Raw genomic sequence first — 24,737 nt, 5'->3', positions numbered from 1 at the left:
GCGCCGACCGTTATCTTTTTGGCCCCGCTCCCAAGGAAAGTTCGTCTCGGGGTGGTCCGCAGGGTGGTCCCGGCGGATGCTTCAGGGCGTCGCGGAGGCCGGGCGGGTCGCACGGCCGGCACTCTCGGCCGAGCGTCCCTGAGCCTCGTTGCGGCCGCGCGCGCCTTCGAGTTCGGCCTCGAGGGCCTTGGTCCCCTCCGCGGATTTCGCCCGGATCGTGCGGGCCGGCGCCGAGACGCCCACGGGCAGGAAGTCCCCGCCGGGCTTGCGCGACTCGGCCACGAAGGCGGGGGCGGCCGGGCCGGGCTGATAGGCCGCCTTCAGGGGATTGAGGTCGCTCGAGCACGCCCCGGCGAACCCCGCCACGGCGACGAGGCAGGCGGCGGTCGCGACGATGCGCGCAGGGGCGATCATGGAGAGCCGGAGCATGACGGATGTTGGCCGATGAAATGCGATGCGGTCTGGCGTAAGCTCCCGATGCCGCGTTAATTTGTCGGAAACGAGGCCCCGCGCCGCCGTCGCCCACCCCGGTGCCGGTCCCCCGCGAATGCGCCTTCGGCCAGGGAGAGATGACCGCGTGACGACCGAACGGACGACACCGCTGCCCGACATCGACGCCCTGTCGCGCAATGCCAGCCGGTTCATGGAGGAGTTCGGTCGGGCCGCTGCCGTCTACATGAAGCCCGCCACCGAGATCGATGTGCTGAAGGCGCCCCCCGAGCCGCCGGAGGAAGTCAACGACGTGGTGCGGACCCTCGGGACCGTGGCCGAACGCTGGCTCGTCGATCCGAAGAAGACCGTCGAGGCGCAGGCGAAGCTCAGCGAGGCCTTCATCAACCTGTGGGGCCAGACCTGGAACCGCTTCCAGGGCGAGGCAGCCCAGCCCGTCGCCGTGCCGGAGGCCAAGGACACGCGCTTCGCCCACGCCGAATGGTCGACCAACCCGATCTTCGATTTCATCAAGCAGAGCTACCTCATCACCTCGCGCTGGGCCGAAGGCCTGGTGGAGGAGGCCGACGGGATCGACGAGCACACCCGGCACAAGGCGCAGTTCTACCTGCGCCAGATCGTCGGCGCCCTGTCGCCGTCGAACTTCGTGATGACCAACCCCGAGCTCCTCCGCCACACCCTGGACGAGAACGGCGCCAACCTCGTGCGCGGCATGAAGATGCTGGCCGAGGACATCGAGGCCGGAAAGGGTCAGCTTCGCGTGCGCCAGACCGACCCGGCGGCGGGCTTCGAGGTCGGCGTCAACGTGGCGGTGACGCCCGGCGAGGTGGTGTTCCGCAACGACCTGATGGAGCTGATCCAGTACGCGCCCACCACCGAGACGGTGATCAAGCGCCCGTTCCTCATCGTGCCGCCGTGGATCAACAAGTTCTACATCCTCGACCTCAACCCGGCCAAAAGCCTCATCGCCTGGATGGTGTCCCAGGGCCTGACGGTGTTCTGCATCTCGTGGGTGAACCCCGACGAGCGCCACGCCGACAAGGACTTCGAGGCCTACATGCGCGAGGGCATCGAGGCGGCCATCGACGCCATCGGCATCGCCACGGGCGAGAACGAGGTGGCGGCGGCGGGCTACTGCGTCGGCGGCACCCTGCTCGCCGTCACCCTGGCGATGCAGGCGGCCACGGGCAACAAGCGCATCAAGAGCGCCACCTTCCTGACCACCCAGGTCGATTTCACCCATGCGGGCGACCTGAAGGTGTTCGCCGACGAGACCCAGATCCGCCTCATCGAGGCCCGCATGAAGAAGCGCGGCTACCTCGAGGGCACCGGCATGGCCACCGCGTTCAACATGCTGCGGCCCAACGACCTGATCTGGTCCTACGTCGTGAACAACTACGTGAAGGGCAAAACGCCGATGCCCTTCGACCTCCTGTACTGGAACGCCGACGCCACCCGGATGCCGGCGGCCAACCACTCGTTCTACCTGCGCAACTGCTACCTCGAGAACACCCTGGCGCAGGGGAAGATGATGCTCGGCAACGTCCGCCTCGACCTGAAGAAGGTCGAGGTGCCGGTCTTCAACCTCGCCACCCGCGAGGACCACATCGCCCCGGCCCTGTCGGTGTTCGAGGGCTCGACCAAGTTCGGCGGTCCCGTCGACTACGTGCTGGCCGGATCCGGCCACATCGCCGGGGTGGTCAACCCGCCGGCCAAGCCGAAATACGGCTTCTGGACCGGAGGCCCCGTGAGCGGGACCCTGGACCAGTGGATCGCGGCGGCGACGGAGACCAAGGGCTCGTGGTGGCCGTACTGGTTCACGTGGCTGGAGCATCAGGCCCCGGCCCGCGTGCCGGCGCGTGTACCCGGCGAGGCCGGTCTTCCCTCCCTCGGGCCCGCGCCCGGAACGTATGTGCGGATGAAGGCCTGACCGCGCACGCGCCAGCGCCCCGCCGCCGGTTCGGCGCGGGGGACGGCTGGCAACGGGAGACGCGGGACGCCGCGAAACCACGTTTGTAAAGGTTTGAGCCGGTTTCCCGGCGTCCCTCGGTCCGGCCCCGTCTGGCGGAGCCGACCCTCTTCGACGTCACGGCGTCCAACACGGCACGACACGACTCGGCTAGTAGCGGCCCACCTCCGCGCGACGCGACGCCCCTTTTCGGGAACGCCGGTGCGGCAGCCGACTGATCAGGGTCAAGCCCCGAGCCCGCCTCGTAGTGGGCGGACCGTCCGTTGTCTCGGTGCGCCCCAGGGTCCCGGAGTCAGCCTCAACACGGCCTCCCCGTCCAGGGCACCTTGCGTCGCGTGTGCCGCCCGGGGCGATGGCGAACCGGGCCATCGACGCAGGCGCCGTCTCCTCCCCCGAGCCCCCCGACCCGGTCCGCCGGGGGACCTCCCGTGTGGGAGGCGAGTGACCGGACTGAACCACGAAATAGGAATATTGTCAAGAAATTTCGGTGTCGGGCGCCGGCGACGCACCGAAGAATCCTTCTCCCCCTGTGCGGGAGAAGGTGGCCCGCGCAGCGGGTCGGGCCGGGACGAAGTTCCTTATGAGGGGAGCGCCCCATCCGGAGAGGTCGCCCCTCTCCTGCCTGCTCCGCAGGCACCCTCTCCCGCACAGGGGAAAGGGTTGGCCCAGGTGCTCCGCGCGACGGTCGGGGATGGGACGCGGCGCTCAATACTTCCGGATGATCGGTGCGGCGGCCGGCACCGCCACGTCCCCGAACACGTAGCGGAAGCCGACGGAGACGAGGTCGGCGCTGCCCTCGGCCACGCCCGCGAAGGCGATGTTCTGGACGTTGTAGTCGCGGCCCGCGCCCGACAGGATGCGGCCCTTGTCCAGGAAGAGGTGCGAGTAGGCGACGTTCAGGGTCAGCTTCTCGCTCCAGCGGTAGCTCGCGCCCACCGAGACGTTGACGCGGTCGTTGTCGGGCAGGCGCACGGAGCGGTTCGAGACGTCGATGGGCGATTCCTCGTAAGCCACGCCGGCCCGCACGGTGAGAGCGGGCGACCAGTCGTACTCGCCGCCGATGGAGTAGGTGAACCCGTCCTTGTAGTTCAGGGGCAGGAAGCTCACGGGCACGCCGCGGGTCTTCGAGACGATGCCGACGGTGCCCAGCCGGCTCCAGTTGTCCCACTCGAAGCCGAGGCTGACGCGCGCCACGGGCGACACCGCCTGGGTGAGGCCGACGCTGAGCTTTTCCGGCGTGTTGAGGTTGGCCCGGACCTGACCGCCCAGGGGCGCGAGGGCCAGCAGCGGCACGCCGATGGAGCCCTCGATGTCGTGATGGACCGAGGAGCGGTAGCCGACGCCGAAGATCGTGCCGTCCCGCGGCGTGATGAGCGCGCCCGCCGTGAAGCCGACGCCCCACGAATCGCCCTTGAGGAACGAACTCGGCAGGGCGGCCGGGTTGATCGGCAGCGGCACCGCCTGACGCAGGGTGAGGCGGAAATACTCGATGTTCGGACCGGCCGCGACGGACAGCCACTCGTTCACCTTGAAGCCGATCACCGGATTGAAGGCGAGGGTGAAGATCCGGTTGGAGCGGCCGTAGAGCTCGCCGGCCCAGACGTTGCGCGGCTTGGTCACGAGGCCGAACGGGGCCCCCGTCTGGATGCCGATCCAGAGCCGATCGTTGAGCTGGTACGAGGTCGCGCCCGAGGGCACGATCGCGCCCTGGCCGATGTCGTTGCTGCCGCCGAGCGGCAGGAAGCCCGGATTGGTGCCGGTCTGCGGGGTGATGTGCCCGGACAGGCCGATGAAGGTGAGGTTCTGCTCGGTCACCCAGCCCGGACGCATGGTCACGGCCGCCGGGTTCCAGAACATGGACGAGACGCCGCCTGAGCCGGATGCGGCGCCGGCGAAGGCCTGGCCCTGGGCCAGGGTGCTCTGCTCGCGGATGCCGAAGGCGCCGGCGGACGCATGCGCGATTCCGCCGAGGAGCATCGCCGACGAGACGCCCGCGAGGGCGATGGAACGCAACGTGATTGCCATGGATGTCTTCCCCGCCCTGGAATGATGCTCGAAGCCGGCATCTTGAGGGGCAGAGTGGCGGACTGTTCGCGACTTCGCAAATCGGATCGTTGCTTGAATTGACTAGTATATTTTCATGAATGACCTGTCGAATGATTGTCGTTCTCGTGCGCTTCACGTATCGCCCCGACGACGGATAATTTTAGTTCAGATGTGAACCGTCTCGTCATCGTTCCCCGATTCGACGCAAAAGTGATCGGGGCTCGGTTTCCGTCGACGGGTGTCGCATTCCTGTAACAGCGGGCCGTGGGGTTTCGGTCTGGCCGCGTCTGCGTCACCCTTGCGGCGGCGCCCTCGGTGAGCGATGGCGTCTCTGGGTTCATGCGAGGGAGTTGCGCGATGAAGCTGATGCGGCACGGTGCGAGCGGGGACGAGAAGCCGGGGATGGTGGACGCGGGGGGCGGTCTCCGCGACCTGTCCGGGCACGTGCGCGATCTCGGCGGTCTGGCTCTCTCGCGGGAAGGGCTCGACCGCCTGCGCATCATCGACCCCGAGAGCCTGCCCCTGCTGCCGCCCGACACGCGCCTCGGCCCCTGCGTCGCCGGCACCGGAAACTTCATCGCCATCGGCCTCAACTACGCCGACCATGCCGCCGAGATCGGCGCCAGCATCCCGGCCGAGCCCATCGTCTTCAACAAGGCGCCGTCCTGTATCGTCGGTCCGAACGACCGGGTGATCCTACCGAAGGGGTCGGCCAAGACGGACTGGGAGGTGGAACTCGCCATCGTGGTCGGCGCGCGCGCCTCCTACGTCCACGCCAACGAGGCCCTGTCCTACGTGGCGGGCGTCTGCGTCTGCAACGACCTGTCGGAGCGCGAATACCAGCTCGAGCGCGGCGGAACCTGGACCAAGGGCAAGGGCTGCCCGACCTTCGGACCGTTGGGTCCCTGGCTCGTCACCCTGGACGAGATCCCGCGCCTCGACGCCCTCGGCCTGTGGCTCGACGTCAACGGCGAGCGGATGCAGACCGGCTCGACGGCAACGATGATCTTCGGCGTCGCCCAGATCGTCGCCTACCTGTCGCACTTCATGATGCTGATGCCCGGCGACGTCATCACCACGGGCACGCCCCCCGGCGTCGGCATGGGCGCCAAGCCGCCGCGCTTCCTCAAGAGCGGCGATGTGGTGACGCTGGGCATCGACGGCCTCGGCAGCCAGCGCCAGGAGGTGGTGGCCTTCGACGACTGGACCGCCAAGGTCGCGGCGGGCGAGCCGACCCACTGAGGGCGCGGGAATTCGGCGGCCGGCTTGATTTTCCGGCCGGGATTCGTCTTCTGGAGCCATGATCGAGACGATGACCGCGCTTGCCGCACCCCGCCCCGCCCTGGCGACCTCCGCCATCCGGCACGATTGGACCGTGGCCGAGATCCAGGCGATCCACGACCTGCCGCTCCTCGACCTCGTCTATCGGGCGGCGGAGGTTCACCGCGCCCACAACGACCCGGCCGACATCCAGCGGGCGGCGCTCCTGTCGATCAAGACCGGCGGCTGCCCCGAGGATTGCGCCTACTGCCCGCAATCGGCCCACCACAAGGAGGCCGGCGTCCCGCGCGAGCGGCTGATGCCCGTGGACGCCGTGCTGAAGGAGGCCGCCGCCGCCAAGGCCTCCGGCGCGCACCGCTTCTGCATGGGCGCGGCCTGGCGCCAGCCCAAGGACGGGCCGGAGTTCGACGCGGTCCTCGCCATGGTGCGCGGCGTGCGCAATCTCGGCATGGAGGCCTGCGTGACGCTGGGCATGCTCAACCCCTCGCAGGCGACGCGTCTGGCCGAGGCCGGGCTGACCTCCTACAACCACAACCTCGACACCGGGCCGGATTTCTACGGCGACATCATCTCCACGCGGACCTACGCGGACCGTCTGAACACCCTTCAGAACGTGCGCGACGCCGGCATCGGCCTGTGCTGCGGGGGCATCGTCGGCATGGGCGAGGGCGTGACGGACCGCGCCGCCATGCTGCAGGTGCTGGCCAACCACGCACCGCACCCGGAGAGCGTGCCGATCAACGCCCTGGTGGCGGTCGCGGGCACGCCCCTGGCGGAGCGCCCGCCCGTCGATCCCCTCGACCTCGTGCGCATGTGCGCCACGGCCCGCATCGTGATGCCGCGCGCCCGCGTGCGCCTCAGCGCCGGACGCAAGGACCTCACCCGCGAGGCGCAGATCCTGTGCTTCCTCGCCGGGGCCAACTCGATCTTCTACGGCGAGCGCCTGCTGACCACGGCCAACAACGAGACCGATGCCGACGCCGAACTGCTGCGCGACATCGGCATCACCGTCCCGGGTCTCACCCTGGCGGCGGCCGAGTAGGCCTGCCGGGGCGTCGGCGCAGGGCCTTAAGTCAGGCCCGCTTCTCCGCCGGAAGGGTGATCCGGAACCGGACGCCGGTCTCGCTCTGATCGAGGGTGATCGTGCCGCCGTTGAGGCCGATGAGCTCCGCCGCGATGGCGAGGCCGAGGCCGGTACCGCCGGGCCGGGTCGACCCTTTGAACGGGGCGAACAGATGCGCGCGCGCGCGCGCCGGCAGGCCCGGACCGTTGTCGCTGACGAGGATCATGACGGTGTCGCCGGTCCGGCTCGCCTCGAGGATGATCCGGGGAGCATCGTTCGATTTCTCGTCCGCCATGGCCTGGACCGCATTGCGCACGAGGTTGGCGAGCGCCCGCGACAGCTGTTCGGGGTCGGCATGCACGGTGAGGTCCGCTGTGCACCGCTCCTGGATGACCACGGGCGAGTCCGGCGCGCATCCGGACAGATCGGCCTGATCCGCGAGGAGCGGCGCGAGCGGAACCGTGCGTTGCTGGGGATGGCGTTCCGTCGCCCGCCCGTAGGCCAGGGTCTCCTCGCAGAACCGGATCGCGCGGCCGAGGGTGGCGACCAGGCGCGGGGCGACGCGCTGCACCACCGGATCGGTGACCCCTTCGAGGCGATCGCCGAGCAGTTGCGCGGTGGTGAGAAGGTTGCGCATCTCGTGGTTGATCTTGCTGACGGAGAGGCCGAGATCGGCCAGGTGCCGCTTGGCCCGCAGCTCGCCGGCCAGGGCCGTCTCCATTCGCGCCAAGGCCGTCTCGGCGTCGCCGAGCTCGTCGTTGCGCCCCGACGGAACGATGACCCGGGCGGTCTCCTCCGGATCGTCGGCGAAGGCGGTGATGTTCGAGACGAGCAGCCGCACCGGCCGTACGATGACCCGCTGCAGCACGAAGAAGACGAGGCCGGCGACGACCGCCGCGATGATCAGCGAGGTGCCGAGCAACTGCAGGCAGAACGCCACCATGGCGCGCCGCAGGGGGGCCTCGTCGAGGATGACCTCCACCGGATCGAAGCCCTCCTGGGGCTTGCCAACGACCCGGATCGGCGTTGATGCCGGCAGGAACAGGGTCGACCAAGTGCCCGCGATGGAGTGCCCCCAACTGTTGGCCCCGAGATCGACGACGCGGGACACGGAGTCCGGCAGAGGCTCACGGGCGATGACCTTGCGGGCGTCGCTGCCGGACACGATCACCGCGCGGGCGCCGACGCCGCGCAGAAGCCGTTCGGTGAGGTCGTTCGAGACGCCGGAACGGGGCGAGACATCGACCACGAGGGCGGCCACCCGGGCCGCCGCGATCCGGTCCGACAACCACATCACCCGGTAGTTCGCCACCGTCGGAACGTAGATCAGGACCTCGCACAGGCCGACGAGGGCGACGGTCAGCAGGAACACCCGGCCGGAGAGGCCGATCCTCCGGCGGATCCACCAGGGATGGACCGGTTCCGCGTCCGCCGCCGGGGCGGTGACGGACGTGCCCATGGAGAGAGTCTCGGGTTCGGAGCGAGACCTGGTCAAGACTTTCAACCTCGGCAATAGGAATTTCGTGTGAAAAGCTCTCAATCGTGATCGTTGTTCCGGATCGAAGTCTCGATCCATCGAACATCACGTATCATGCCCAGCAAGGTCCATCGGAACAGCGACGCGAAATTCGATGCTCGGATCGCCGTTCTGAATAAAATATACGAGGCGACAGTCCAGGTTTTGGCGGGATGTCTCCCCGCCGTTATGCTTCTTCCGCATCATGACAGGAATGTGGTTGGCTTGGACGCCGTTTCTAGTACGATTCTACATGAACGAAAACCGGGCTGCGCTTTCGGCCGCGCGCGTCAGATGCCGGAACCGATTTCCGCGTCGCCGTCTCGATCCCGTCCCGGTCGTCGGGCCAGGCGGCGGCGCAGCACGACGGACAGGAGCGCGAAGGCCGCCAGGGCACCGAGGCCGGCGAGCATTTTCGGAGTGATCAGGCTGCGCAGGGTCAGGGTCTGCCCGCAATCCGCGCCGTCCGCCAGGATGCAGGCGGCCTTCGCGGTCTCGTGCGCCGCCACCACTTCCTCGATGGCGGCACCCGTGGTGGCGTAGACCAGGGCACCGGGGCTGAGGCCGACGATCGTGGCGAGCAGAAAGGTGCGCAGGGGAACGCCGAACGCGGCCGGCGCGAGGTTGGTCAGCCAGAACGGGAAGATGGGCAGGAGCCGCAGGAAGGCGACGTAGCCGAAGGCGTCGCGGCGGAACCCTTCGGCGAGGCCGGCTAGGCGTGGACCCGCCCGCCGTTGCAGCAGTTCCGAGGCGGGCCCGCGGCCGATGGAGAAAACGATGGCCGCGCCCGTGCTCGCCGAGGCCACGGCGATGAGCGCACCCGGCACGATGCCGAACAGGAAGCCGCACAGGACCGTGAGAAACAGGCTCGCGGGGACGGAGACGACCACAGCAGTCACGTAGGCGAGGGCCGCCACCGCCATGGCGCCGATCGGATTCCCTGCCACCGCCGTGGTCAGCCAGGCGCGGGAGGCCAGGAGCGTGTCGAGGTCGAGGAGGTGTGCGACCCCCGAGACGAGGATCGCCAGCGATACGGTGACCAGCGACGCGATCGGCAGCCAGCGCAGGGCTCGGCGCCAGCCAGACCCTCGGGGCACGTCGCGAGCCGTCTCCTCTGTGATCATGTGCGGCGCGTCCGACCCGGCGGGCGACGGTGCGGCCGGAGATTCGCCGTTGTAATCGCGACGCGACGGGAATTCGACATGTCTTCGAGGCGAACGAAAGCTCTTCGAGGCGAACGAAAGCGGCGCCGTCCCGGGGGACGACGCCGCTCGATTCACGTCGCGATCGGATCGCTCAGTAGCGACCGGCCAGGGGCGAGGTCGGATCGAGGATCGGGTCGAGCGGCGAGAAGTCGATGTTGCGGATCGCGCTCGACCGGGCTCCGATGAAGGGACCGTTGGTGATCGGATCGGCCAGGATGCCGGTGCCGAAACGATCGTTGCGGCCGTAGGGCGGGGAGTTCAGGTAGCTCGCCGTGATGAGCTGCGGGTTGGTGGCCGGGTTGCTGACCGAACCGTTGTTGGCTTCGACGACGTTGCCGGCATCGAGCCAGCTGCGCGGACGAATGCGGATCGGAAGCGGCTGGCTCACGCGCACGCCGGCGGGAGCGTAGCGGCCCTGGGCCTCGGCGGCGGTGTTGAGTCCGACGCCGGAGAGGGTCAGGGCGCCCATCAGGGCAATCGTGGCAGCGCGCATGATGCACCTTGTTCAGATGAGAGGAGGATGTGTAGGCCGAACTGATTAAGAAACTCGGCCGTCCTTATGGGGATACGACGTGCGAGCCCAGGGCTGGTTCCACAATTATGGCCGCGCTTGCGTGTTCCGCCGCACTTGAGCCTCATTTTTTCGTTTGCCCACCACCGCCAGGGAGCCGGTTCGGGTGTCGGGGGCCGGGCGGCAGGCCGGATCGCGCGGACCATCGAAGCCGGGAACGCCTGGCGCCAGGGGCACCAGGGCGTCGAGGGCACAGGCCACGGCGCGGGGCTCCGGTGCCTGCCCGAGGGGAGCGCAGAGCCAGCCTTCGAAGCGGAGCGCCGCGCCGGCCGATCCGGCAAAACCGGTGCAGACCCGGTCGAGGGGGCCGCTGAAGGTCGCCTCCAGGGTCTCGATCAGGCCGAACTTGGTCGCGAGGCGTCCGCGCTCGCCCGTGCGGATCACCGACAGGCCCGGCCCGTCCGCCGCGCGCCGCACCAGGGTGACGAACAGGCCGGGGGTGGGGTCCCCCTGCCCCGTATCGCCGACGGTCAGGCGCAGATAGGGCGCCTCGATGTTCGGGAAGGCGCCCTGGTTCAGGGTCTCCTCGCGACGCCCGCTGGCGGGATCGATGCGGGTTCCCTCGGCACGGGCCGGCTCCAGGGCATCGGGATCGTCGAGGCGGAAACGCGGCGCTGCCATGGCGGTGGGTACGGCCGGCCGGACGGCGACGCCCACGCTCGGCACGAACGGCTTCGGCGCCTCGGACATGACCGTCGGGGCATCGCCCGCCATCGCCCCGGGCGGCGGGCCGGTCCTGCCGTTCTCGCGACTCTCGCGGGCGAGCAGGCTGAGCGCTGCGATGGCGGCCGCCGCGCAGGCGAGGCGCGCGGAGATCCGCAGGGCCGTCGAGGGATGCCGCTGGCCGCCGGTCGAACCGGGTCTCTCCGCCGTGTCGTCGCTCGTGGTGATCCGCCGCAACCGCACCCCTCCGCCGGACGAGCGGCCCCCCTGGACGACCCGTGGCGTCGACCCTCGCGGATCACCCGGTACGATCCGGTTTCCCACGCGGGGATCGGCGGCGGATTTCTCGGTCTCGGTGAATCGCACCTTAAAGGTCGGGGGCGCCGACCCATGCGGCGGCCGCATGGGAGCCCCGGCTTGTCTCCGCGCTTCCCCGTCGCGATCTCTCGAACGGGGGACGTTCAGGTCCGAGCTCGGGCGCGATCAGGGATACCGACACGCTATGATTCCGCTCTCCGTCCTCGACCTCGCCCCGGTGCCCGAGGGCTCGACCCCCGGGGATGCCCTGCGCAACGCCCTCGCGCTCGCCCGACACGCGGAGGATCTCGGCTACCGGCGCTACTGGGTGGCCGAGCACCACAACATGATCGGCATCGCCAGCGCGGCCACGGCGGTGGTGGTCGGCTATCTCGCGGGCGGCACGCAGCGCATCCGCGTCGGTGCCGGCGGCATCATGCTGCCGAACCACGCGCCTCTGGTGGTCGCCGAGCAGTTCGGCACCCTCGAGGCGCTGTATCCCGGCCGGATCGACCTCGGCCTCGGCCGCGCGCCCGGCACCGATCCGCGCACGTCGCGGGCCCTGCGCCGCATGCCGGAGGCAGCCGACACCTTTCCGCAGGACGTGCGTGAACTCCAGGCGCTGTTCGGCGATCTCCAGCCGGGTCAGGCGGTGCAGGCCGTGCCGGGCACGGGGCTGAAGGTGCCCCTGTGGATCCTGGGGTCGAGCCTGTTCGGGGCGCAACTCGCCGCCGCCTTCGGGTTGCCCTACGCCTTCGCGTCGCATTTCGCCCCGGACGCCCTGCTGCCGGCGCTGGCGACGTATCGCGCCAACTTCACCCCCTCCCCGCACTGCCCGAAGCCCCACGCCATGATCGGCGTGAACGTGGTGGCGGCCGACACCGACGCCGAGGCGCGCCGCCTGTTCACCTCGGCCCAGCAGCAGTTCACGCACCTGTTGCGCGGCACGCGCGGCCTGCTGCAGCCCCCCATCGACAGCATCGAGACCTACTGGTCGCCGGCGGAGAAGGCCCAGGCCTCGCGGATGCTCGCCCGCGCCCTCGTCGGGTCGCCCGAGACCGTCGCGCGGGGTCTCGTCGATCTGGTGGCCGAGACCGGAGCGGACGAGCTCATGGTCGCGAGCGCGATCCACGATCCGGCGGCCCGCCGGCGCTCCTACACGATCCTGGCCGAGATCCGCGAAGGGCTCGCGCAGCGGCCGGCGCGGGTGGCGTAGGCGCCCTTCCCCGGGGCTCCGAACCCTTGACAGGTTCGGGAGCAAGGCGTCTTGCTCCCGCCCTTGACGAATCATGCCGCGCTGCGGTGTGACCTCCGCGGCCGGCAGGCGACCGCGCCACCCGAAGGGGCGGCGCGGCGCACGGCGGGGAGGGTCTGGACACGGCGTCCGATCCCGAATGGTGCCGCCGCGCTCGTGCCGGGCGCCGGCCCCGGGCCGGGCGCATCGAGCGGATTGGTGAGGATCATGGGTTACAAGGTCGCCGTCGTCGGTGCCACGGGCAATGTGGGCCGCGAGATGCTGGATATCCTGTCCGAGCGGGCGTTTCCCGCCGACGAGGTGGTGGCCATCGCCTCGCGCCGCTCCATGGGGCAGGAGGTCTCATTCGGCGACAAGATCCTGAAGGTGCAGGCGCTCGATTCCTACGATTTCTCCGACACGGACATCTGCCTGATGTCGGCGGGCGGCGAGACCTCCAAGGAATGGTCGCCGCGCATCGGCCAGACCGGCTGCGTCGTCATCGATAACTCGTCGGCGTTCCGCTACCATCAGGACGTGCCGCTCATCGTGCCCGAGGTGAACCCGGACGCGATCCTGGGCTTCTCCAAGCTCAACATCATCGCCAACCCGAACTGCTCTACGGCCCAGCTCGTCGTCGCCCTGAAGCCCCTGCACGATGTGGCGAAGATCACCCGGGTGGTGGTCTCGACCTACCAGTCGGTCTCCGGCGCCGGCAAGGACGCCATGGACGAGCTGTTCCAGCAGACCCGCTCGGTCTTCACCGCCGGTCAGATGGTGCAGGAGAAGTTCCCCAAGCGCATCGCCTTCAACGTCATCCCTCAGATCGACGTCTTCATGGAAGACGGCTTCACGAAGGAAGAGTGGAAGATGATGGCCGAGACGAAGAAGATGCTCGACCCGAAGATCAAGCTCACGGCCACCTGCGTGCGGGTGCCGGTGTTCATCGGCCATGCCGAGGCGGTCAACGTCGAGTTCGAGAGCCCGATGTCGGCCGACGAGGCCCGGGCGATCCTGCGCTCGGCCCCCGGCATCCTCGTGGTCGATAAGCGCGAGCCGGGCGGCTACATGACCCCGCACGAGGCGGCGGGCGAGGACGCCACCTACATCTCGCGCATCCGCGAGGACGCCACCGTGGAGAACGGCCTCGCGTTCTGGTGCGTGTCGGACAACCTGCGCAAGGGTGCCGCCCTCAACACCGTGCAGATCGCCGAGATGCTGGTGAACCGCAAGCTGCTGCCGCGCCATCAGGCCGCCTGAGTCCCCTCCCCCGGTCCGTCGCGGACCGGGTTCTTTGCAGTGTTACTATCACGCCGTCCCGTTTCCGGGGCGGCGTTTTTCGTTCGGGCACTCGCCAGCGGTCGCGCGGGCAGAGCCGATTTATCTTCAATAATTTCCTATTTTGTGCATCTTACGGTAGAACATTTCATGGACAAAGGTGTTCGCCATGCCAGCGCGCGACCGAGCCACCTATCCCCGGACGACCCATGATCTCGAAGCGATGCGGCTTCGCCTCGCCCTTCTGACCACGCAGACGAAGCTGCTCCGCGTCCGCCACCTGATGCGGAAGGACGACCCAAATCAGCCCCGCGTTCCGGCGGGCCAGGGCGGCGGCGGGCAGTGGAGCCCGTCCGGAGGCGGGGGCGGTGCACCGACGCAGACGCAGCAGCGGACGTTGCTGGACGGCGGTGGCGAAGTCCTGTCGATCCGGGTCCGCTCCGGACGTGGCGACTGGGACGAGCAGCACCGGGTCATCACGCCCGACGGCGAGAGCCGCCTGTTCGAGACCGAGGGCGACGTCCAGACCATCCGCGACGGACAGACCGGCGAGGTGCTCTCGCGCGCGACGTTCGCGGGATCGGGGACCCCGCCCGAGGCGACGATTCGGCCGGTCTTCCTGCCGGTCGTGCCGTTCGTCGTCGCACCCGCCGTGGCGGCGACTTTGGAAGCGTCGGCGTTCCTGTACGCCTACCTCGCCGCGCGGGGGCCGAGTTTCGGTAAGGCCCCGGAACTACGGCCATGCGCTACCATTTCGAACCGTATGCGGGAAAGGACTACCCGCTCGCTTGGGTCGGCAGGGTCGACCAGGCGACCCTCGACCAAGAGTGCCCTCTCAATCGCGAGGTGCAGGCGACGACGGACGAAGCGGCCAAGCGGTTAAAGGCTCTGAACCCGCTTCTGGATAATACCAGACTTGGGAGTATGATCCATCTTGATGCTGGACGAACAATCCTTGCTCGAATGTATCCTAACGTGAAGGTCGAATTTTCTTTGAATGATGATGGAGAAGAGCTGAAATATGGCAGATTGGATGCAATACGGCTGGATATTTATGAACTAACTCGAAAAAATATGGTTTGTATCTACGATATTAAAACAGGGAATACGTATCTGGAGCCCGGCGGGCATTGCGTCTGGTGAGAGCTGCCAAGCTCAACTATCCTGAGTCCCGAAGTATCATCATGAACCAGATCAAGCCGCAGCCATGACGACGAAGCGTCAGATCAAGAGCCTGGTGCAGCCGCTTCTTGAAAGGAACCCGGACCTCGTCCTCGTGGGACACCAGACACTCTGGCTTCGCCCGGTGGGATCGGTTGGGCGACTCGTTTTGATCGACCGAACCAGCGATCCGGATTGGTGTGTCGTCAGGTGGCATCTGTCCGAGTTCTTTATGCCCAGTACTTGGTCGTGGGAGGGACTCGGCCGCTGCAGTGACCGGATATGGCGATCGGCTGGTTTCGCGGGAGGGCAAGGTTGGTTCTGGTCTGATCCGACGATGTACGCTGACTTTGTCACGCGGGTCGAAGCCGATGCGATCGCGACGCTTCGACCCCTGGATACGACACGCAAGTGCCTGAACTTCGCTCGTACGCGCCCTGCCACGATTGGGCATCTCCATCCGTATTGGCATCTCATCACCGCCATTGCCCTTGGCGAACTCGACGCAGCGCGGGCAATGTGGGCGAAGACCGACGGCTACTATCGCCCGGACCGCATCCTGGACGAAGCGCGCCGCCAACCGATGTATGACCGCCTCTGCCTGATCGGCGAACCATTGATGGCCGACGACCGGGCGGGGCTGGCGGCGCTCCTGCACCGGTGGGAGGCGGAGAACATCGTCGGCAGCCCCCTCGAACCCTATTGGGTCGCCGAGCGGTTTCCCCTGGAGAATGGCTGAGGCGGCGATCAACGCACGAAAAAGCCGGCGGCGTCGCGAGGACACCGCCGGCTTTTCATATCGAACTGCCTCGAAAGCCCGACTCAGTCTTCGCGAACGAAGATCGTCGTGGCGAGCGGCGGAATCGTCAGGTTGAGAGAATGGCTCTGGCCGTGGCTCGGCACCGCCTCGGCCCGGACACCGCCCATATTGCCGACGTTGGAGCCGCCGTAGCGTTCAGCGTCGGAGTTGATCGCCTCGCGATAGAAGCCCGCCTCCGGCACGCCAATGCGGTAGCCCTCGCGCACCACGGGCGTGAAGTTCGAGACCACCACGGCGACCTCGCCGGCCTCGCGGCCCTTGCGGGCCCAGGCGATGACGCTGTTGTCCTGGTCGTCCGCCACCAGCCACTGGAAGCCGGCGGCCTCCGTGTCGCGGGTGTGGAGGGCCGGCACGGCGGCGTAGAGGTGGTTGAGATCGCGGACCAGATCCTTGACGCCCTGGTGGTGGGGATCGTCGAGGAGGTGCCAGTCGAGGGACTGGTTGTGGTTCCACTCCTTCTCCTGGCCGAACTCGCAGCCCATGAAGAGCAGCTTCTTGCCGGGGTGACCCCACATGAAGCCATAATAGGCCCGGAGATTGGCGAATTTCTGCCAGCGGTCACCGGTCATCTTGCCGAGCAGCGAACCTTTGCCGTGCACCACCTCGTCGTGGGACAGGGGCAGGATGAAGTTCTCCGAGAAGGCGTAGAGCAGGCCGAAGGTCAGGTCGTGGTGGTGGTAGCGCCGGTGGATCGTCTCCTTCGAGACGAAGTTCAGGGTGTCGTGCATCCACCCCATGTTCCACTTGAAGCCGAAGCCGAGGCCGCCGGTGTAGGTCGGGTGCGAGACGCCCGGCCACGAGGTCGATTCCTCCGCCACCGTCAGGGTGCCGGGGGCGTGACTGTAGGTGGCCTCGTTGGTCTTGCGCAGGAAGTCGATGGCGTCGAGGTTCTCGTTGCCGCCGTAGCGGTTGGGGATCCACTCGCCCTGCCGGCGCGAATAGTCGAGGTAGAGCATCGACGCGACGGCATCCACGCGCAGGCCGTCGAGATGGTAGTGCTCGAGCCAGAACCGGGCATTGGCGGCGAGGAAGGTCGAGACCTCCGTGCGGCCGAAATTGTAGATGTAGGTGCCCCAATCCTGGTGGAAGCCCTGGCGCGGGTCGGCGTGCTCGTAGAGGTGCGTGCCGTCGAACTGGCCAAGCCCGTGGGCGTCGAGGGGAAAGTGGCCCGGCACCCAGTCGAGCATCACGCCGATGCCGGCCGCGTGCGCGGCGTCGACGAAGGCCGCGAAGTCGTCGGGCGTGCCGAACCGGCTCGTCGGCGCGAACAGCGAGACCGGCTGATAGCCCCACGAGCCGTCGAACGGGAATTCCGTGATCGGCAGCATCTCGATGTGGGTGAAGCCCATTTCCTTCACGTAGGGGATGAGGCGGTCGCCGAGCTCCTTGTAGGTGAGGTAGCGGTTGCCCTCCTCGGCCACCCGCGCCCACGACCCGAGATGGACCTCGTAGATCGAGATCGGCACGTAGCGCGGGTCCTTGACCCCGCGCGTCTCCATCCACTTCGCGTCGCTCCAGGTCGGGGTGCTGGTCCCCTGGAGCACGGAGGCGGTCTCGGGCGGGTGCTGCGCCGCGAAGGCGACGGGATCGGCCTTGAGGGGCAGGACCGTACCGTCGGGGCCGCGCAGCTCGAACTTGTAGTGCGCGCCGGCCTTCAGACCGGGGATGAACAGCTCCCACACGCCGCCGTTCTGCCAGAGGCGCATGGGGTGGCGCCGGCCGTCCCAGGCGTTGAAGTCGCCGACCACGCTGACCCGGCGGGCGTTGGGGGCCCATACGGCGAAGCGGAAGCCCTGGATTCCGTCGACGTCGCGCGCCTGGGCTCCGAGGATGCGGTAGGTGACGTTGCTGCCGACCTCGCGCAGGGCGTCGATGTCGTGCTGCTCCAGGGACGAGCCGAAGCCGTAGGGGTCGTGGCGGGTGCGCTCGGTGCCGTCCCAGTCCTCGACGGCGAGTTCATAGAGGGGGCGGCCCTGGGATTCGACCCGGGCGACGAAGAAACCGTCCGGGTGCTTGCGCTCGAACGGAATGCGCTGGCCCGCCGTCAGCAGGGTGGCGCCCTTCGCCTCGGGTAGCACGGCCCGAACCTCCCAGGTGCCCGGCCCGACCTCGTGGGGGCCGAGCACCGAGAACGGGTCGCCGTGGTTCGCCGACATGATGGCGGCGACCGCGTCGGGGTGCACGCCACGCGTTTCAGGCGCCCGCGTGCCCGTGGCAACAGGCGTTACGTTCGCGGCCCCCGAGGTTGCCGATGCGTGCCCGGTGCGGCCCGCGAACGTCTCGTCGATGCCCGTCATTCAAACGCCTCTCTTGATGTCGTCCAGAATGGTCAGAACCCCACGTGCGGGGATTTCGATCCAGTCGGGACGATTGTTGGCCTCGTAATCGACCTCGTAGAGGGCCTTGGTCAGGAGGCAGAGCTTGAGCAGCCGGCTCTCCGTCTCCGCGTCCGTCACGGCGGCGCGGCTGACCGAGACGGCCTCCCGGTAGCCGTCGAGGAAGGCTGCATCGATCATGCCGCGCCAGGCGATGGAGGCCCGGCGCGCCCGCTCCTCGGAATCGGCGAAGCGCACGGCGATCTCGCGGGTCACGGTCTCGGCGCCGTAGGCGAACGAGCGCATCATCCCGGCGACGTCGCGCAGGGGCGTCGACTTGAGGCGGCGTTCGTCGGCCGGCCGCGAGGGCTCGCCCTCGAAGTCGACGATGATGAGGTCGTCCTCCGCGGCCAGGACCTGGCCGAGGTGGTAATCGCCGTGGATGCGGGTCTTCATCGCGCCGACGGGTGCCCGGGCCGTGAGCGCCTCGATAGCGTCCTCGACCTCGCGGCGGCGGCCGGCGAGTTCCGTGCTCGCCACGTTGGCCGCCCGTCCCGCCAGGGCGTCGAGGCCCCGGAAGGCGCGCTCGGCCTGACGGCGGGTGTCTTCGCCGAGCGCCTGCAGGTCGGCATGCTCGAACGGCTCGGCCGCGAAGGCCGGGTCGTCCGTCTCCACCGCGAAGGCGTTGTGCATCTCGGCCGTGCGCCGGCCGAGCAGGACCGCCCAGCGCAGGTGGGATTCGAAGGCCTCGTCCGGCGTCGGCGCCTCGCTCTCGGGGGCGAGCACCACCGTGTCGAAGTCGCGGCGCAGGCCCTCGAGCATGAGGGTCCAGGCGTCACCCTGGTTCGGCACGAACTTCTGCAGAACGGCGATGGCGGTGCGGACGCCGTCGGGATCGACATGCTCGACCACGCCCAGCAGCGCCGGCGTGTTGGAGAAATGTGCCGTCTCCGTGAGGAAGCGCCCGACCTCGATCTCGGGATGCACGCCGGTCTGGAGCCGCCGGAGCAGCTTCAGCATCATCTTGGAGCCGATGGCGATGGAGGTGTTGCTCTGCTCGGCGCTGAGGTTGCGCACCTCGCCGGCATCGAAGGTGATCGCCGGGTCGAAGGCGGAGGTGGTCGAGAACACGAGCTTGCCCGTCTCGGTGGGCAGTTCGCGGCCTTCCCGCATGCCTTCCACCATGGCGACGGCGAAGGCCGGCGAGGCGGAGGCGCCGAACAGCAGGCCCGTGCGCGGACCGCGCCGGACGCGGGCCACGGCGAACGGCATCAGGGTCTCGTCCTCGCGGCCCTCGTCGACGGCCACGGGCACGAAGTAATCCTGCCGCTCGCCGTTGGCGAGGTGGACCGCCACGCGCGGCAGGAGGAAGCGCGCCTCGCCGGTGTCGTCCTTGAGGGCGACGCTGTCGATGACCTGCACGGACTTGATGCGCGAGCCCTTGGCGCCGAACCAGCGCCGGGTGGCGATGAAGCGCGGCGCCACGGTGCGCTCGAAGGCGGTGCGCTCGCGGCCCGCCATCAGGGTGTCGATGCCGCCGGTGAGCACGAGGGTGAACAGTTCCGGCGTCTCCGGCTGCGGGCCGATGCTGCCGGTGTTGGCGGCACTCAGGGAGAACCAGTAGAAGCCGTAGCTCGGTAGCGTCAGCAGGTAGGGCAGTTCGCCGATGGCCGGGAATTCCGAGCCGCCGGTGAGCTCGATGGGCACGGCGTTGCGCAGTTCCGACAGATCGAGCTGCACCGCCTGCGGCGCCCGCGACAGGTTGGCGACGCACAGAACGCGCTCGCCCTCGAACTCGCGGATCCAGGCCAGCACCTTGCGGTTCGACGGATACAGGAACTGCATGCCGCCGCGCCCGAGGGCGACGGAGTTGTTGCGGATGGCGATCATGCGCCGGGTCCAGTTCAGCAGACTGGTCTGCGACTGGGTCTGCGCCTCGACGTTGATGGCGTCGAACCCGTAGATGGGGTCCTGCACGGAGGGCAGGAACAGCTTCGCCGGATTGGCCCGGGAGAAGCCGCCGTTGCGGTCGGGCGACCACTGCATCGGGGTGCGCACCCCGTCGCGGTCGCCGAGATAGATGTTGTCGCCCATGCCGATCTCGTCGCCGTAGTACAACACCGGCGTGCCCGGCATCGACAGGACGAGGGACTTCATGAGTTCGATCTTGCGCCGGTCGTTCTCGAGGAGCGGCGCGAGGCGGCGCCGGATGCCGAGATTGATGCGGGCGCGGCGTTCGGCGGCGTAGAACGACCACAGGTAGTCGCGCTCCTCGGCGGTGACCATTTCCAGGGTCAGCTCGTCGTGGTTGCGCAGGAAGATCGCCCACTGACACCCCTCGGGGATCTCCGGGGTCTGGCGCATGATGTCGGTGATCGGGTGCCGGTCTTCCCGGGCGATGGCCATGTACATGCGCGGCATCAGGGGGAAGTGGAACGCCATGTGGCATTCGTCGCCGTCGCCGAAATACTGCGCCGTCTCCTCCGGCCACTGGTTGGCTTCCGCCAGCAGCATCCGGTCGGGATAGCTCGCGTCGAGGGCGGCGCGGATCGCCTTGATGACCGTGTGGGTCTCGGGCAGGTTCTCGCAGTTCGTGCCGTCGCGCTCGATGAGGTAGGGGATCGCGTCGAGGCGCAGACCGTCGACACCCATGTCGAGCCAGTAGCGCATCACCTCGATGACGGCCTCCAGCACGACCGGGTTGTCGAAGTTGAGATCCGGCTGGTGGCTGTAGAACCGGTGCCAGAAATACTGCTTGGCGACGGGGTCCCAGGTCCAGTTCGACGTCTCGGTGTCGAGGAAGATGATGCGCGTGTCGGAATACGGCGTGTCGGTGTCCGACCAGACGTAGAAGTCGCGTTCCGGCGACCCGGCCGGCGCTTCGCGGGCGCGCTGGAACCAGGGGTGCTGGTCGCTGGTGTGGTTGATGACGAGCTCGGTGATGACGCGCAGGCCACGCTCGTGCGCGGCCTCCACGAACTTCCGGAACTCCTCCATGGTCCCGTAGGAGGCGTTGACCTCACGGTAGTCGCCGATGTCGTAGCCATCATCGCGCAGGGGCGACGGATAGAACGGCATCAGCCAGATCGCCGTGACCCCGAGGTCGCGGACGTAGTCGAGCTTCTGCGTCAGGCCCTCGAAATCGCCGATCCCATCGTTGTTCGAGTCGAAGAACGACTTGACGTGGATCTGATAGATGATGGCGTCACGGTACCATTGCGGATCGCTGCGATCGATCATCGCGTCGTTGCCTCATGCATCGAGTTCAAGGGCGTGGTCGGAGTGTGCGCACCGGGGCCCGTACGGGGATCGCCGGGTGCGGCGTCCGTCGGAGGGATAGGCGCCGACACTGAGGCGACACCGCGACGATCGGGTCCGATCGCCGGGGTTTCTGCTGACATGGGTGCGTTCAAGGCGCAACCCGGCGCGGGGCCCGAAGGCGCCAGACGATGGCCGAACGCTCGGCCGGATCGAAGGCGATGCGGTGGGATTTGCCCCGCAGTTCGAACGTGTAGCCCAGCAACAGGTCCTCGACCTCGACGGCGCCGTCGTCGGGTTGGCCGAGAAGCCAGAGCGGCACCTCGTAGGTACATTCCTGGCGGTTCTTCGGGTCGAGGTTGACCATGGTGAAGATGCAGTTGTCGCCCTCGGGCGTCGTCTTGGCGTAGGCGATGATCTCGTCGTTGTAGGCGCCCGTGAACACCACATTGCGGAAATCCCACAGGGCCGGGTTGTCCTGGCGGATGCGGTTGAGCTTGACGATGTGCTCACGGATGTTGCCGGGCCGGTCGTAGTCCCAGGCCTTCAGCTCGTACTTTTCGGAGTTGAGATACTCTTCCTTACCGGGATAGGGCGCGGCCTCGCAGAGTTCGAAGCCGTTGTAGATGCCCCAGACGCTCGACAGCGTCGCGGCGAGGGTGGCGCGCACCACGAATCCGGCCCGCCCGCTGGTCTGCAGGTAGATCGGGTTGATGTCGGGCGTGTTGGCGAAGAAGTTCGGCCGGTAATACTCGCCCATCTCGCCCGCCAATTCGGTGGAGTACGCGATGAGGTCGGCCTTGGTGTCGCGCCAGGTGAAGTAGGTGTAGCTCTGCTGGTAGCCGGCCTTGGCGAGCTTCTTCATCATCTTGGGCCGGGTGAAGGCCTCGGCGAGGAAGATCACGTCCGGGTAGCGGCCGTTCACCTCCCCGATCATCCACTCCCAGAACGGGATCGGCTTGGTGTGCGGATTGTCGACGCGAAAGATGCGGGCACCCAGGGCGGCCCAGCCGAGCACGATGTCGCGCAGCTCGATCCACAGGGACGGCAGGGCACCGCCATAGAAGTGGACGTTGGAGATGTCCTCGTACTTCTTCGGCGGATTCTCGGCGAACTTGAGCGTGCCGTCGGGGCGCCACTCGAACCACTCGGGGTGGTCCTTGATCCAGGGGTGATCGGGCGAGCACTGGATGGCGAAGTCGAGGGCGATCTCCATGCCGTAGGCGTGGCTCGCCGCCACCAGCCGGCGGAAATCCTCGAGGGTGCCGAGGTCGGGATGCACCGCCTCGTGCCCGCCCGCCTCCGAGCCGACGGCGTAGACCGAGCCGACATCGCCTTCCAGCGCCTTAAGGGTGTTGTTCTTGCCCTTGCGGTTGGTCTTGCCGATGGGGTGGATCGGGGTGAAGTAGAGCACGTCGAAGCCGAGCTCGCGGATCTCGGGCAGGCGGGCGATCACGTCGTCGAAGGTACCGTGGCGGCTGACGTCCATGGACTGCGAGCGCGGGAAGATCTCGTACCAGGCCGAGAACCGGGCTGCGAGGCGGTCGGCGATGACGGGCACGTTGACGGGATAGCGCGACAGGTTCACCCGCGGTGCGTAGCGGCGGACGAGGCGGGCGTTCTCCGGCGCCAGCATGAGATCGAGCTGGGCCGCCGAGCCCGTGGTCTCGGCGTCCAAGGCGGTGGCCAGCGCCTTCAGGCGTTCGCGATCGGCGCCGTCGGCCTCGTCGGTGGCGTCGACCACGAAGGCGATGCCCTCAACGGTCTCCAGCTGGACGTCGACCCCGGCGTCGCGCTTCTTCAGGGTGTCGCGCATCCAGGACGAGAAGGCGTCGCGCCACGCCCGGATGGTGAACTCGTAGCGGCCGTTGCGCTCCAGGGGAAAGTGCCCGCCCCAGCGGTCGTTCTCGATGAACGCCATCGGGTCGGAGGCCCAGATCTCCTCGCCGACGACGCGGGACAGGATCTCGGCGTCGATGATCTCGTGGCCGTCGCTGAAGATGTCTGCGGTGACGTGGACGCTCTCGCCGACCACGCGCTTGACCGCCGAGCGGCCGCCGTCGATCTCGGGCGACACCGCCTCGATCACGACGCGGCCCTCGCCCGTCGGCGTAGTGAGCGGCGGCTCCTTCGCGACCGTGTCGCGGGTGGCGCTCAGGATGCGGACCTCGCCGGGCTGCAGGTCGATGCTGATGCCGGGCGTGAACGCGATGGGGGCGACGTCCGGCGTGCGGTCGGTGAAGGCACCAAGCATCCCGCCCGTGCGGGCGACGAGGGGGGCGGAGTCCACCGTCACGGGCGTCGCGCCGGGATTGTGCAGCACCAGCACGGCGTTGCGGGCCGAGGCGCCGTGGCCGGTGTCGAAGCGCAGGAGGGCGACGAAATCCGCGTCTGGAGCCGAGATCCGTGCCTGCGCCCCCTCGACGTTGGCGGCCGAGAGCTCGGCCCGCAGGGCGTTGATGGCGGTGACATAGGTGGAGATATCGATGCCGGTGCTGGATTCACGGGCCTCGGGGGTGGTCTCGACCACGTGCAGGCTCTTGGCGTAGCCCCACTCGTACCCGATGGGCATGAGCACGCCGGCCGAGAAGAAGGCCGCGAGCGCGTAGCGGGCCCTGAGGTGGCGGGCGACGGCCTCGGCATCGCCGTCGAGATCCGCCGCGAGGCGGGCCATGTCGTGGTTCTCGGGGAACGCGATGGAAGGGGCGACGACGCGCAGGCGGTCGTACTGTTCCAGGGCCCAGGGAGCCCGGAGGTCCCACCAGGCGAAGCTGTTGAACAGGTAGTCGAACCCGGCGCCCGCCGTCGCCTGCGCCTCCTCGAAGGTGCAGCCGAGGGTCTCGGCGGCGAACAGGCACCCGGGCTCCACCGCCTTGGCGGCCCCGATCAGGTCGCGCCACACGGGGGCCGGCACCTTGTAGGCGGCGTCGCAGCGGAAGCCGGCGACGCCGAGATCCTGCAGGCGGTTGACGTAGCCCGACCACAGGGCGGTCAGCTCCGTGCGGCTCTTGTCCGTGTGATAATCGAGCTCGGCGAGATCGCCCCAGACCGTGCGCTTGCTCGGATCGTCGGGATCGACGGCGTAGGGGCTCTCGATCTCGCCGTCGGCGTCGCGGAGGAACAGGTCGGGCCGGTCGCGGGCGAGCGCGCCGTCCCGGGCGGTGTGGTTGACCACGAGGTCGGTCATCACCGAAAGGCCCTGAGCGCGGGCTGCGGCGCAGAACCGGCGGATCTGCTCGTCGTCGGAGGTGCCGTCCTGGTCGCGGAAGCGCTCGTCGAGGCGGTCGGTGTCGGCCACCGCGTAGAGGCTGCGCGAGCCGCCGGTCTGGTGGAACGGGTTGAGGTACACCCAGTCGAACCCGAGGCCGGCGATGCGCGGCAGTTCGGCGGTCCAGGCCGAGACCCGTCCGACGAGGAGCGGGAACAGGTTGTAGATGCGCGGTCCCTCGGCGCGGGGTGCGAGGCTCTGCGGGAGCGTCACCACGCCGGCGTCGGTCCGCGGGGCGGTACGCGTTGCGGGGCTCGGTGCGTTCATGCGTGCTCCATTGGGGTTTGGTGTCTGGCGCCTTCCCTCTCCCCTCTGCGGGAGAGGGTGGCCCGCGAAGCGGGT

16 protein-coding genes are annotated in these 24,737 nt (G+C 68.4%); 7 read left to right on the top strand and 9 right to left on the bottom strand.

What is annotated here, in order from left to right:
* Positions 1-81: 81 nt before the first annotated feature.
* Positions 82-429: a hypothetical protein gene (locus tag ASF22_RS04235; protein ID WP_082483511.1), complete on the bottom strand. Its 348-nt coding sequence runs from the start codon at positions 427-429 to the stop codon at positions 82-84.
* Positions 430-577: 148 nt separating this feature from the next.
* Here ASF22_RS04235 and phaC point away from each other — a divergent pair, with 148 nt between their 5' ends.
* A complete protein-coding gene (gene phaC / locus ASF22_RS04230; protein WP_056261773.1) occupies positions 578-2,380 on the top strand; it encodes a class I poly(R)-hydroxyalkanoic acid synthase in 1,803 nt (600 codons plus the stop codon).
* Between the two features lie 744 nt (positions 2,381-3,124).
* Here the strand turns inward: phaC and ASF22_RS04225 are convergent.
* Entirely contained in the window at positions 3,125-4,444 is a 1,320-nt protein-coding gene (locus ASF22_RS04225) for an outer membrane protein transport protein (RefSeq protein ID WP_056261769.1), read from the bottom strand.
* A 378-nt stretch (positions 4,445-4,822) separates the two neighbouring features.
* Here ASF22_RS04225 and ASF22_RS04220 point away from each other — a divergent pair, with 378 nt between their 5' ends.
* Both ASF22_RS04220 and bioB read left to right on the top strand, forming a co-directional pair.
* On the top strand, positions 4,823-5,707 hold the full coding sequence (locus ASF22_RS04220) for a fumarylacetoacetate hydrolase family protein (protein ID WP_056261767.1): 885 nt from the start codon (positions 4,823-4,825) through the stop codon (positions 5,705-5,707).
* 58 nt (positions 5,708-5,765) lie between these two features.
* Positions 5,766-6,788, top strand: a complete 1,023-nt coding sequence (gene bioB / locus ASF22_RS04215; RefSeq protein ID WP_056261765.1) for a biotin synthase BioB — start codon at positions 5,766-5,768, stop codon at positions 6,786-6,788.
* Between the two features lie 31 nt (positions 6,789-6,819).
* On the opposite strand, the gene ASF22_RS04210 is transcribed toward bioB, so the two are convergent.
* From ASF22_RS04210 to ASF22_RS04195, 4 genes are all read right to left on the bottom strand, one after another.
* A complete protein-coding gene (locus ASF22_RS04210) occupies positions 6,820-8,268 on the bottom strand; it encodes a HAMP domain-containing sensor histidine kinase (RefSeq protein ID WP_082483509.1) in 1,449 nt (482 codons plus the stop codon).
* Positions 8,269-8,615: 347 nt separating this feature from the next.
* A complete protein-coding gene (locus ASF22_RS04205; protein WP_244474196.1) occupies positions 8,616-9,422 on the bottom strand; it encodes a VTT domain-containing protein in 807 nt (268 codons plus the stop codon).
* A gap of 199 nt (positions 9,423-9,621) precedes the next feature.
* Positions 9,622-10,023 (bottom strand): hypothetical protein, encoded by a 402-nt coding sequence (locus ASF22_RS04200; protein ID WP_056174784.1) that lies wholly within the window; start codon positions 10,021-10,023, stop codon positions 9,622-9,624.
* A 105-nt stretch (positions 10,024-10,128) separates the two neighbouring features.
* On the bottom strand, positions 10,129-11,001 hold the full coding sequence (locus ASF22_RS04195) for a hypothetical protein (protein WP_244474195.1): 873 nt from the start codon (positions 10,999-11,001) through the stop codon (positions 10,129-10,131).
* A gap of 265 nt (positions 11,002-11,266) precedes the next feature.
* Here ASF22_RS04195 and ASF22_RS04190 point away from each other — a divergent pair, with 265 nt between their 5' ends.
* From ASF22_RS04190 to ASF22_RS23595, 4 genes are all read left to right on the top strand, one after another.
* Positions 11,267-12,277, top strand: a complete 1,011-nt coding sequence (locus ASF22_RS04190) for an LLM class flavin-dependent oxidoreductase (protein WP_056261760.1) — start codon at positions 11,267-11,269, stop codon at positions 12,275-12,277.
* 246 nt (positions 12,278-12,523) lie between these two features.
* Complete coding sequence (locus ASF22_RS04185; protein WP_056174782.1) at positions 12,524-13,555, top strand: aspartate-semialdehyde dehydrogenase; 1,032 nt, start codon at positions 12,524-12,526, stop codon at positions 13,553-13,555.
* A 759-nt stretch (positions 13,556-14,314) separates the two neighbouring features.
* Positions 14,315-14,716, top strand: a complete 402-nt coding sequence (locus ASF22_RS23600; protein ID WP_156647600.1) for a hypothetical protein — start codon at positions 14,315-14,317, stop codon at positions 14,714-14,716.
* A gap of 64 nt (positions 14,717-14,780) precedes the next feature.
* The gene (locus ASF22_RS23595) at positions 14,781-15,473 is read left to right on the top strand and encodes a hypothetical protein (protein ID WP_156647599.1); all 693 of its coding nucleotides are present in this window, start codon (positions 14,781-14,783) and stop codon (positions 15,471-15,473) included.
* Positions 15,474-15,556: 83 nt separating this feature from the next.
* Here the strand turns inward: ASF22_RS23595 and glgB are convergent, their stop codons facing one another.
* The 3 genes from glgB to ASF22_RS04160 all read right to left on the bottom strand — a co-directional run bounded on the left by glgB (position 15,557) and on the right by ASF22_RS04160 (position 24,662).
* A complete protein-coding gene (gene glgB, locus ASF22_RS04170) occupies positions 15,557-17,851 on the bottom strand; it encodes a 1,4-alpha-glucan branching protein GlgB (RefSeq protein ID WP_056261750.1) in 2,295 nt (764 codons plus the stop codon).
* Positions 17,852-21,109, bottom strand: a complete 3,258-nt coding sequence (gene treS / locus ASF22_RS04165) for a maltose alpha-D-glucosyltransferase (RefSeq protein WP_056261747.1) — start codon at positions 21,107-21,109, stop codon at positions 17,852-17,854.
* Between the two features lie 169 nt (positions 21,110-21,278).
* Positions 21,279-24,662, bottom strand: coding sequence for a maltotransferase domain-containing protein (locus tag ASF22_RS04160; RefSeq protein WP_056261744.1), 3,384 nt, complete (start codon positions 24,660-24,662; stop codon positions 21,279-21,281).
* Positions 24,663-24,737: the final 75 nt, after the last annotated feature.

The sequence above is a fragment of the Methylobacterium sp. Leaf87 genome (assembly GCF_001422775.1).
Lineage (GTDB): Bacteria > Pseudomonadota > Alphaproteobacteria > Rhizobiales > Beijerinckiaceae > Methylobacterium.
Note: the sequence above shows the minus strand (reverse complement) of the source record. Positions and strands in the feature narration are given on the sequence as shown.